The 10,236-nt window shown below is 74.0% G+C and carries 10 protein-coding genes; 1 reads left to right on the top strand and 9 read right to left on the bottom strand.

The window, feature by feature from the left end:
- Window positions 1-38 precede the first annotated feature (38 nt).
- Window positions 39-2,543 carry an ATP-dependent Clp protease ATP-binding subunit gene (locus ACRYM0_RS19015; protein WP_432507412.1) on the bottom strand — a complete coding sequence of 835 codons (2,505 nt, stop codon included), beginning with the start codon at window positions 2,541-2,543 and terminating at the stop codon, window positions 39-41.
- Window positions 2,544-2,863: 320 nt separating this feature from the next.
- Between ACRYM0_RS19015 and ACRYM0_RS19020 the strand changes: the two genes are divergently transcribed.
- A complete protein-coding gene (locus tag ACRYM0_RS19020; protein WP_432507413.1) occupies window positions 2,864-3,505 on the top strand; it encodes a serine acetyltransferase in 642 nt (213 codons plus the stop codon).
- A 45-nt stretch (window positions 3,506-3,550) separates the two neighbouring features.
- Here ACRYM0_RS19020 and ACRYM0_RS19025 read toward each other — a convergent pair whose 3' ends face one another.
- The 8 genes from ACRYM0_RS19025 to ACRYM0_RS19060 form a co-directional block, all read right to left on the bottom strand.
- The gene (locus ACRYM0_RS19025; protein ID WP_432507414.1) at window positions 3,551-3,871 is read right to left on the bottom strand and encodes an L-rhamnose mutarotase; all 321 of its coding nucleotides are present in this window, start codon (window positions 3,869-3,871) and stop codon (window positions 3,551-3,553) included.
- Between the two features lie 132 nt (window positions 3,872-4,003).
- Complete coding sequence (locus tag ACRYM0_RS19030) at window positions 4,004-4,846, bottom strand: ABC transporter permease (RefSeq protein WP_432507415.1); 843 nt, start codon at window positions 4,844-4,846, stop codon at window positions 4,004-4,006.
- A complete protein-coding gene (locus ACRYM0_RS19035) occupies window positions 4,843-5,850 on the bottom strand; it encodes an ATP-binding cassette domain-containing protein (RefSeq protein ID WP_432507416.1) in 1,008 nt (335 codons plus the stop codon). Before ACRYM0_RS19035 ends, ACRYM0_RS19030 begins: the two co-directional genes overlap by 4 nt.
- A 196-nt stretch (window positions 5,851-6,046) precedes the next feature.
- The gene (locus ACRYM0_RS19040) at window positions 6,047-6,418 is read right to left on the bottom strand and encodes a histone-like nucleoid-structuring protein Lsr2 (RefSeq protein ID WP_432507417.1); all 372 of its coding nucleotides are present in this window, start codon (window positions 6,416-6,418) and stop codon (window positions 6,047-6,049) included.
- A gap of 134 nt (window positions 6,419-6,552) precedes the next feature.
- The gene (locus tag ACRYM0_RS19045) at window positions 6,553-6,717 is read right to left on the bottom strand and encodes a hypothetical protein (RefSeq protein WP_432493059.1); all 165 of its coding nucleotides are present in this window, start codon (window positions 6,715-6,717) and stop codon (window positions 6,553-6,555) included.
- A gap of 43 nt (window positions 6,718-6,760) precedes the next feature.
- Window positions 6,761-8,293: a lysine--tRNA ligase gene (gene lysS / locus ACRYM0_RS19050; protein WP_432507418.1), complete on the bottom strand. Its 1,533-nt coding sequence runs from the start codon at window positions 8,291-8,293 to the stop codon at window positions 6,761-6,763.
- A gap of 55 nt (window positions 8,294-8,348) precedes the next feature.
- Complete coding sequence (gene panC, locus ACRYM0_RS19055) at window positions 8,349-9,206, bottom strand: pantoate--beta-alanine ligase (RefSeq protein ID WP_432507419.1); 858 nt, start codon at window positions 9,204-9,206, stop codon at window positions 8,349-8,351.
- Window positions 9,199-10,125 carry a Rossmann-like and DUF2520 domain-containing protein gene (locus ACRYM0_RS19060; protein WP_432507420.1) on the bottom strand — a complete coding sequence of 309 codons (927 nt, stop codon included), beginning with the start codon at window positions 10,123-10,125 and terminating at the stop codon, window positions 9,199-9,201. The genes panC and ACRYM0_RS19060 overlap by 8 nt, the downstream gene beginning before the upstream one ends.
- Window positions 10,126-10,236: the final 111 nt, after the last annotated feature.

Here is a 10,236-nt window from a genome sequence, read left to right on the forward strand (position 1 = left end):
GGGGTCGGGGCGCTGCACGCCCCGCCCGGCTGGCGGGCTCACTGCCCGTCGGTGCCCTTGCCCAGGGAGAGCGTGACCGGCACGTCCTCCTTGGTGGTGCCCTCGAAGGTGAACCTCTGCTCCGCGCCCTCGCCCTCGGTGTCGACCGAGATGATCTGGCCGGGGCGCAGGTCGCCGAAGAGGATCTTCTCGGACAGGACGTCCTCGATGTCGCGCTGGATGGTGCGGCGCAGCGGCCGCGCCCCGAGGACGGGGTCGTAGCCCTTCGTCGCCAGCAGCACCTTGGCGGACGGGGTGAGCTCGATGCCCATGTCCTTGTCCTTGAGGCGCTCGTCCAGCCGCGCCAGGAACAGGTCGACGATCTGGATGATCTCGTCCTGCGTCAGCTGCGGGAAGACGACGATGTCGTCGACGCGGTTGAGGAACTCGGGCCGGAAGTGCTGCTTGAGCTCGTCGTTGACCTTGGACTTCATCCGGTCGTAGTTCGTCTGCTTGGTCTGCGACCCCGCGGCGAACCCGGTGCCGACGCCCTTGGAGATGTCCCGCGTCCCCAGGTTCGTCGTCATGATGATGACGGTGTTCTTGAAGTCCACCACGCGGCCCTGCGAGTCGGTCAGGCGGCCGTCCTCGAGGATCTGCAGCAGCGAGTTGAAGATGTCCGGGTGGGCCTTCTCCACCTCGTCGAACAGGACGACGGAGAACGGCTTGCGGCGCACCTTCTCGGTCAGCTGGCCGCCCTCCTCGTACCCGACGTAGCCGGGCGGGGAGCCGAACAGCCGCGAGACGGTGTGCTTCTCGGAGAACTCGCTCATGTCCAGCTGGATGAGCGCGTCCTCCTCGCCGAAGAGGAACTCCGCCAGCGCCTTGGCCAGCTCGGTCTTACCGACGCCGGTGGGGCCGGCGAAGATGAACGAGCCGCCGGGGCGCTTGGGGTCCTTCAGGCCGGCGCGGGTGCGCCGGATGGCCTGGGACAGCGCCTTGATGGCGTCGTTCTGGCCGATGACGCGCTTGTGGAGCTCGGCCTCCATGTTGAGCAGGCGCGCCGACTCCTCCTCGGTGAGCCGGACGACGGGGATGCCCGTGGCCGTGGCCAGGACCTCCGCGATCAGCTCCTCGTCGACCTCGGCGATGACGTCCATGTCGCCGGACTTCCACTGCTTCTCGCGCTCGCCCTTCTGCGCCAGGAGCTTCTTCTCCTTGTCGCGCAGCGAGGCCGCCTTCTCGAAGTCCTGCGCGTCGATCGCGGACTCCTTCTCGCGGCGCACGTCGGCGATGCGCTCGTCGAACTCGCGCAGGTCCGGCGGTGCGGTCATGCGGCGGATGCGCAACCGCGCGCCCGCCTCGTCGATCAGGTCGATCGCCTTGTCGGGCAGGTAGCGGTCGTTGACGTAGCGGTCGGCCAGGGTGGCGGCCGCGACGAGGGCGGCGTCGGTGATGGAGACGCGGTGGTGCGCCTCGTAGCGGTCGCGCAGGCCCTTGAGGATCTCGATGGCGTGCGGCAGCGTCGGCTCGGGCACCTGGATGGGCTGGAAGCGCCGCTCCAGGGCCGGGTCCTTCTCGATGTGCTTGCGGAACTCGTCGAGGGTGGTGGCCCCGATGGTCTGCAGCTCGCCGCGGGCCAGCATCGGCTTGAGGATGCTGGCGGCGTCGATGGCGCCCTCGGCGGCACCTGCACCGACGAGGGTGTGGATCTCGTCGATGAACAGGATGATGTCGCCGCGGGTGCGGATCTCCTTGAGGACCTTGCGCAGGCGCTCCTCGAAGTCGCCGCGGTAGCGGGAGCCCGCCACGAGCGCGCCGAGGTCGAGGGTGTAGATCTGCTTGTCCTTGAGGGTCTCGGGCACCTCGCCGCGCACGACGGACTGGGCCAGGCCCTCCACGACGGCGGTCTTGCCGACGCCGGGCTCGCCGATGAGGATCGGGTTGTTCTTGGTGCGGCGCGACAGGACCTGCATGACGCGCTCGATCTGCGGGTCGCGGCCGATGACCGGGTCCAGCTTGCCCTCGCGGGCGGCCTGCGTGAGGTTGCGGCCGAACTGGTCGAGGACGAGCGAGCCGGAGGGGGTGCCCTCCTGGGGACCGCCGGCGGTGGCGGGCTCCTTGCCCTGGTAGCCGGACAGCAGCTGGATGACCTGCTGGCGGACGCGGTTCAGGTCGGCGCCGAGCTTGACGAGGACCTGGGCGGCGACCCCCTCGCCCTCACGGATGAGGCCGAGCAGGATGTGCTCGGTCCCGATGTAGTTGTGCCCGAGCTGCAGCGCCTCGCGCAGGGACAGCTCCAGCACCTTCTTGGCGCGGGGGGTGAAGGGGATGTGACCGGACGGGGCCTGCTGGCCCTGGCCGATGATCTCCTGGACCTGCTCGCGGACGGCGTCCAGGGAGATGCCCAGCGACTCGAGGGCCTTCGCGGCGACGCCTTCGCCCTCGTGGATCAGGCCGAGCAGGATGTGCTCGGTCCCGATGTAGTTGTGGTTGAGCATCCGGGCCTCTTCTTGGGCCAGGACGACGACCCGTCGGGCGCGGTCGGTGAACCTCTCGAACATGCGGCGCTCCTCGCGGGTGGTCGGGTCCTCGGGGGACCATCCCCCACGGACCGTTCCGATGCTAGTCCCGGGCCCCGACACCTTCACGTCGCCCGCGTCGCCGCTGGCACCCGGAAGGGGCCGTGACCCTGTCTCCTCGTCCAACCTGCGCCCTGCGGGGGGTGTTCCGCCACGCCGTTCGCTGGCGGCGGACGGCGAGCGGGCGACACTCCGGCGCCCGGGCCCGGGGCTGCTCCCCGCGGCCGCCGATCCTCCCGTAGCGTCAGGGATGGAACGTCGGCGGCACGGGCACGCCGGCACGACGAGGGGGGGAACGGCACGTGCAGACGGACGAGGCGGCCGGGACGGGCGCGACGAGCCCCGGCGGGGCGGGCGCGGCGGGCGGGGGCCCGGACGGCGAGCGGATCGGGCTCCTGGCTCAGCTGAGGGAGGACGTGCAGGTCAACGGCGGAGCGCTGACGCCGGGCACCCACGCCGTGGTGGTGCACCGCCTGGGGGCGTGGGCCCGCAGCGAGGCGGCTCCCCCGTGGGCGCGCAGGGTGGGCCGCAAGCTGGGCACCCTCGGCCACGTGGTCGTGCGCAACCTGTACGGCATCGAGCTGCCGCCCACCACGGTCCTGGGCCGGCGGGTGCGCATCGCCCACCAGAACGGCATCGTGGTCCACCCCGACAGCCGCATCGGCGACGACTGCATCATCCGCCAGGGGGTCTCCATCGGGGCCGGCATGGGCGACGGCGAGCGCTTCGCCCAGCAGGCGCCCGTCCTGGGCCGCGGCGTGTCGGTGGGGGCCGGCGCCGTGGTCGTCGGCGGGGTCACCGTGGGGGACGGCGCCGTGATCGGCCCCAACGCCACGGTCATGACCAACGTCAAGCCGCAGGTGCGGGTCCTCGCGCCGCCGCCGCGCATGCTGGCGCTGCCCGAGGCCGTGGCCCGTCGCGAGCAGGACGCCCGCGGCCGCTGAGCCCCCCGCCGGCCCCGCCCCGTCCAGGCGGCGGGGCCGGGCGGCTCACGCCAGGTGGAAGTACTCCTCCAGGCGCTCCATGGAGCGGTCCGGGTGCTCGCCGGTGGCGAAGAAGCGCGCCATGGTGGCCTGCCAGCGCCCGTTGACCTCCTCGCGGTCCATGGCCGCCACCGCCGCCTCGAAGTCGTCGGCCACGCAGTAGCCGACCACGAGGCCGTCCTCGCGGCGCAGGAAGAGCGAGTAGTCGCGCCAGCCGGCGCGGCTGAGGGCCTCGAGCATCTCGGGCCAGACGTGCTCGTGGGCCTCGAGGTACTCGTCCACCAGCTCGGGACGCAGGTGCATGAGGAAGCAGGCGCGCTCGGCCACCGCTGGTCCACCTCTCCGTGGGGTCGTCGGCCCCCGATCCAACCAGGGCGCCCCCGGGCGCGCCGCAGGGGGCCGCACCCGTGGCGCGACCCCCTGCGGCGTTCTCCGGCGTCCCCCCGGGCGCCGGAGGGCTCAGACGTCCCGGCTCTTCAGGGACAGCGCCCCCAGGCCCAGCAGGACCACGACCCAGGCGGCGAAGACGGCCAGGCCGGGCGCGACGTCGAGGTAGCCGGGCTGCTCGGCGACCGCCGTGGCGCTCATCACGGCGTTGCTGAACCAGTACTCGCGGATCGTGTCGCCGCCCCAGGACTCCGGCAGCAGCATGAGCAGCAGCGGCACCACGAAGATCGCGGCGAGCACGGTGCAGACGGCTCCGGCGGTGTTGCGCAGCAGCGCGCCGACGCCCAGGCCCGCGAGCGCCACGCCCACGAGCATGGCGACGTTGCCGGCCAGCGCCCGCAGCACCCCGTCGTCGCCCAGGGAGGCGCCCACGCCCTCGCGGTCCAGGAGCGCCTGGCCGGCGAGGAAGGCCACCAGCACCGCCACGGCCGAGAGCACCGCCACGGAGACGGCCAGCACGACGGCCTTGGCCGCGTACGCGCCCAGGCGCCCGGGGGCGGTCACGAAGGTCGTGCGGACCATCCCGGTGGAGAACTCCCCGGCGATGACGATGACGCCGACGGCGGCGACGATGAGGGTGGCCATCTGGGCGCCCTGGAGGCTGGCGGCGGTGGCGTCGAACCCCTGCGCCGTCATCGCCGCACCGGTCTGCGGGTCCGCCAGGGTGGTGGCGGTGCCCCAGGCGATCAGCACTCCCAGGCCGACGATCGCGACCACGGCCGCCGCCATGGTCACCACGACGGAGCGCACGCTCCAGAACTTGATCCACTCGGACCTCACCAGCCCGCCGAAGGTCACCCGGTAGCGGGTGCCGGCGTACTGGGGGAAGCCCTGGACCTCGGTCGCCGCGCTCACCGCGACACCTCCTCACGGACGGGGCGGGCGTCGGCGCGGGATGCCGACGGGGCCGCGGTGGACGGGGCGGGTGCGGGAGCCGTCGGCGTCGACGCACCACCGGCGTGGGCCTGGTACTCGACGGCGCCGGCGGTCAGCTCCATGAACGCCTCCTCCAGGGAGGCCTTCACGGTGGTCAGCTCGTGCAGGGCGACGCCGCGGGCGGCGGCCGCGTCGCCGATGCGCTCGGCGGACAGCTCGCGCACGTCGAAGGACCCGTCGCCGATCGGGCGGAGCGTGCCCCCGGCCGCGTGGACCAGCTCGGTCAGCTCGGCCACCTGCGGGGAGCGCACGACCACGCCGCGCGGCTGCACCCGGTCCACGAAGGACTGCACGCTCTCGTCGGCGATGAGCCGGCCCTTGCCGATGACGACGAGGTGCTGCGCGGTCAGCGCCATCTCGCTCATCAGGTGCGAGGAGACGAACACCGCCCGCCCCTGGGCGGCGAGGTCCTTCATGAGGTTGCGGATCCACAGGATGCCGTCGGGGTCCAGGCCGTTGACGGGCTCGTCGAACATCACCGTGGACGGGTCGCCCAGCAGCGCGGAGGCGATGCCCAGGCGCTGGCCCATGCCCAGGGAGAAGCCGCCGGCGCGCTTGCCGGCCACCTCGCGCAGGCCCACGAGGTCGATGACCTCCTCCACGCGCCCGCGCGGGACGCCGGCGGTGGCGGCCATGGCCTGCAGGTGCTTGCGGGCCGAGCGGCCGGTGTGCACGGCCTTGGCGTCCAGCAGGGCGCCGACCGCGGACAGCGGGGCGTGGTGCTGCGCGAACGGCTTGCCGTCGACGAGGACGTGGCCGGCGGTGGGCCGGTCGAGGCCGACGACCATCCGCATGGTGGTGGACTTGCCGGAGCCGTTGGGGCCGAGGAAGCCCGTGACGATGCCGGGCCGGACGGTGAAGCTCAGGTCGTGCACGGCCACCTTCTTGCCGTACACCTTGCGCAGGCCGACCGCTTCGATCATGAGCTGGCCCTTCCTGGGTCGTGGGCGGGACGACCCCGAGCCTGCCGCCCCCGCCGCGCTGCGGGCATCGTCCGACCGGCTGTGCCCGGGTACGCCCGGGGGTGCACCCGCACGACGACGGCCGCGCCCCCCGGTGGTGGGGGACGCGGCCGTGATCAGCCGAGCGGCGCCGGCAGGCCCGACGCGCGGGCGCCGGTCAGCTCGACGCGTGCGCGTCGTCGTAGGCCTGGACGACCTCGGCGGAGATGCGGCCGCGGTCGGAGACCGTGTAGCCGTTCTCCTTGGCCCAGGTGCGCACGGCGCCGGTGTCGCGCGCCGGACCCGAGCCGGAGCCGGAACGGCTCTGCCCCTTCTCGCGGGGGGCCGAGCGGCGGGAGCCGCCGCCGGCGCGGCCGCTGACCTTGCGGGCGTGCCCCACCCACGGCGCCAGCGCCTCGCGCAGGGCGCCGGCGTGCTCCTCGGAGAGGTCGATCTCGTAGTCCACGCCGTCCAGCGAGAACGTCACGGTCTCCGCCGCGTCGCCGCCGTCGATGTCGTCGACGAGAAGCACCTGAACCCTTTGAGCCATCGGGGAGCACCCTTTCGGGATCGAATCCGGGGCGCCTCGCGGGAATGCGGCCGCCGATGGCAGTCTGGCGCCTTTCACGGATTCTTGTCAAAAAGGTGGCGGAAGACCCGCCGGCAGAAGCGCGATTGTCCGCGTCAGGAAGGACCACCGTCGGAGGCGGCCCTTTCCCGGGCGCGTTCGGCCCGGGCCCGGGCCGCGGCGGCGCGCTCGCGGCGGTCGGCGTGCAGCATCGAGCGCATCAACAGCACGAAGAGCACGAAGAGGCCGGCGGAGGGCAGCAGCGCGGCGAGGGCGTCCACCGCACCAGGGTACGTCGGCCGCGCCGGCGCCCCCGCCGGCACCTCAGCGCTGCTTGACCAGCGGGAAGGTGATGGTCTCCCGGATGCCCAGGCCCGTCAGGGCCATGAGCAGGCGGTCGATGCCCATGCCCATGCCGCCCGTGGGCGGCATCCCGTGCTCCTGGGCGCGCAGGAAGTCCTCGTCGACGCGCATGGCCTCGTCGTCGCCGAGGGCCGCCAGGCGCGCCTGCTCGGTGAACCGCTGACGCTGCACGACCGGGTCGACCAGCTCGGAGTAGCCGGTGGCCAGCTCGAAACCGCGCACGTACAGGTCCCACTTCTCCACCACGCCCGGCAGCTCACGGTGCGCGCGCACCAGCGGGGACGTTTCCACGGGGAAGTCCCGGACGAACGTCGGGGATTGCAGGGAATCGGCGACGCGGTGTTCCCACAGTTCCTCGACGAGCTTTCCGTGGGTCCACCGGGCGGTGTCGACGGGAATGTCCAGGCGCTCGGCCAGGGCGAGGAGGTGCTCGCGGGACGTCTCGGGGGTGATCTCCTCGCCCAGCGACGCCGACAGCGACGGGTACATGGAGATCGAGTTCCACTCCCCGCCCAGGTCGTACTCGCCGCCGTCGGCGAGCCGCACCACCCTGGTGCCGAACGCCTCGTCCGCGGCGGTCTGCACGAGGGTCTTCGTCAGCTCGCCGATGGAGTCGTAGTCGCCCCACGCCTGGTAGGCCTCGAGCATCGCGAACTCCGGCGAGTGGGTGGAGTCGGCGCCCTCGTTGCGGAAGTTCCGGTTGATCTCGAACACCCGCTCGATGCCGCCCACGACGCACCGCTTGAGGAACAGCTCGGGGGCGATGCGCAGGTACAGCTCGGTGTCGAACGCGTTCGAGCGGGTCGCGAAGGGGCGGGCGCTGGCCCCGCCGTGCAGGGTCTGCAGCATGGGCGTCTCGACCTCGAGGAACCCGCGCTCCTCCAGGGTGCGGCGCAGCGAGCGCACCACCGCCGAGCGGGCGCGCACGTTCGCGCGGGCCTGCTCGCGCACGATGAGGTCGACGTAGCGCTGGCGCACCCGCGTCTCCTCCGACAGCTCCTTGTGCAGCACCGGCAGCGGTCGCAGCGCCTTGGCGGCCATGGCCCAGGAGTCGGCCATCACGGACAGCTCGCCGCGCTTGGAGGAGATCACCCGGCCGCGCACGAACACCACGTCGCCCAGGTCCACGTCGGACTTCCACGCGCCCAGCGCGTCCTCGCCCACGCCGTCGCGGGAGAGCATCGCCTGCAGCCGGGTGCCGTCCCCCTCCTGCAGGGTCGCGAACACCAGCTTCCCGGTGCCGCGCAGGAACACCACCCGCCCGGTCACGCCGACGACGTCGTCGGTCTCCTGCCCGGCTTCCAGGTGCGCCCAGCCCTCGCGCACCTGCGCCAGGGAGTGCGTGCGGGGCACGCCGACCGGGTACGCCTCCCCGCCGGCGGCGAGGATGCGGTCGCGCTTCTCGCGCCGGACCCGCACCTGCTCGGGGAGGTCCTCGAACTCCTCGCCCTCGACCTCGTCCGCCCGCTGGTCCCGTCCCGCCTGCTCGCTCACCGCACCAGGCTATCCGCGCCCGGCGCACCCCCCGGACGCGCGGACCCGGCGCGGCTCAGCCCTCGCCGCGGCCGACGACGAGGGGGACGTTGTCGATGAGCCGGGTGGAACCCACCCGGGCCGCCACCGCGAGCAGCGCCTCGCCGCGGTGGTGCTCCGGGACGTCGGCCAGGTCGTGCGGGTCCACCAGCGCCAGGTAGTCCACGCGGGCGGCGGGTTCGGCGACCAGGACGTCGCGGGCCGCGCGGCGCACCGCGCTGGGGCCCTCGGCGGCCGCCGCCGCACCGGCCGCCAGGGCGCGCTGCAGCACCAGCGCGACCTGGCGGTCGAAGGGCGTGAGGTAGCGGTTGCGGCTGGACATCGCCAGGCCGTCGGGTTCGCGGACGGTGGGCACGGCGACGACCTCCACGCCCAGGTCCAGGTCGCGCACCATGCGGCGCACCAGCAGCAGCTGCTGGGCGTCCTTCTGCCCGAAGAACGCCAGGTCGGCGCGGGTCAGGTGCAGCAGCTTGGCGACGACGGTGAGGACCCCGTCGAAGTGGCCGGGGCGGCTGGCGCCCTCCAGGACGGAACCCAGCGGCCCGGCGCTGACCCGCACCCCGGGTTCGCCGTCGGGGTAGACGACGTCCGGCGCGGGGGCGAAGACCAGGTCCGCGCCGTGCTCCGCGGCCAGCGCCAGGTCGTCGTCCAGGGTGCGCGGGTAGCGCGCCAGGTCCTCGCCCGGGCCGAACTGCAGCGGGTTCAGGAAGACCGTCACCACGACCGAGGCGGCGCGCGAGCGGGCGCGCTCGATCAGCTGCGCGTGCCCGGCGTGCAGCGCGCCCATCGTCATGACGACCGCGACGGGCCCCTCCAGCCGCGCCCGGGCGGCGCTCAGCTCCGTGCGCGTGCGCGCGACGACCAGTTCAGCCACGGTCCTGCTGCTCCTCACCCCGCCGGGCGCGTGCCGCCCGGACCCCGTCCTCGTACCCCGACACCGCCGCCCGCACGGCGCCGGCCGCCTCCGGCCCCAGCCGCCCGGCGGCGGCGGCCCGGTCGGCGGCCACCCGGGCGAGCTGCGCGTACGTCGCCGCGGTCCCCGCTCGGGCGCGCTCGTCCAGGACCCGCAGGTGCGCGGCGACGGTGCCGGCGTCACCGCGGGCGACCGGCCCGGTCAGGGCCGCGCTGCCGGAGTCCAGGGCGCCCTCCAGGGCGGCGGTCAGCAGCGGGCGCAGGACGTCCGGCGCGGCGTCGCCGACGGCCTCGCGGGCGGCGTCCAGGGCCTGCGCCACGAGGGTCACGAGGTGGTTCGCGCCGTGGGCCAGGGCCGCGTGGTAGACGGGCCGGTCCTCCTCGGCGACGGACACGGGCGTGGCGCCCCACTCGCGCACGAGGGCGTCGGCGATCGGCACCAGCAGCGGTGGCACGGTGACGGCGACGACGGCGCCGCGCAGGCGGCCCAGGTCCAGGGAGGTGCCGGTGAACGTCATCGCCGGGTGCAGGGCCGCGGGCATGGCCCCGGCGGCGGTGAGCGGTTCGAGCACCGCGGTGCCGTGCAGGCCGCAGGTGTGCACCACGAGCTGCCCGGCGCGGGCGTGCGGTGCGAGGTCGGCGGCCAGCGGCCCGAGGACGTCGTCGGGCACGGCGAGGACCACGAGGTCGGCGGCGAACGCCCGGGCCGGCTCCACCCACGGCACGCCGGGCAGCAGCGCCTCCACGCGCTCGGCGGCGGTGCGGGTGCGGGCGGCGATCCCGGTGACGCGGTGCCCGGCGTCGCGCAGCGCGGCGCCGAGCACGGGCCCGACGCGGCCGGCGCCGACGACGGCGACGTCCAGGCGCCCTGGGGGGTTCACGCCCCGACCCTACGACTGCCGCACCTGCCCCCCTCCCTCGCCCCCGCTCGGGCGGAAACCATGGTTTCCGCCCTTGATGAGCGCCCCTCCTGGGCGGAAACCATGGTTTCC

The organism is Kineococcus arenarius subsp. arenarius, from assembly GCF_050871845.1.
In the GTDB taxonomy this organism is placed as follows: Bacteria; Actinomycetota; Actinomycetes; order Actinomycetales; family Kineococcaceae; genus Kineococcus.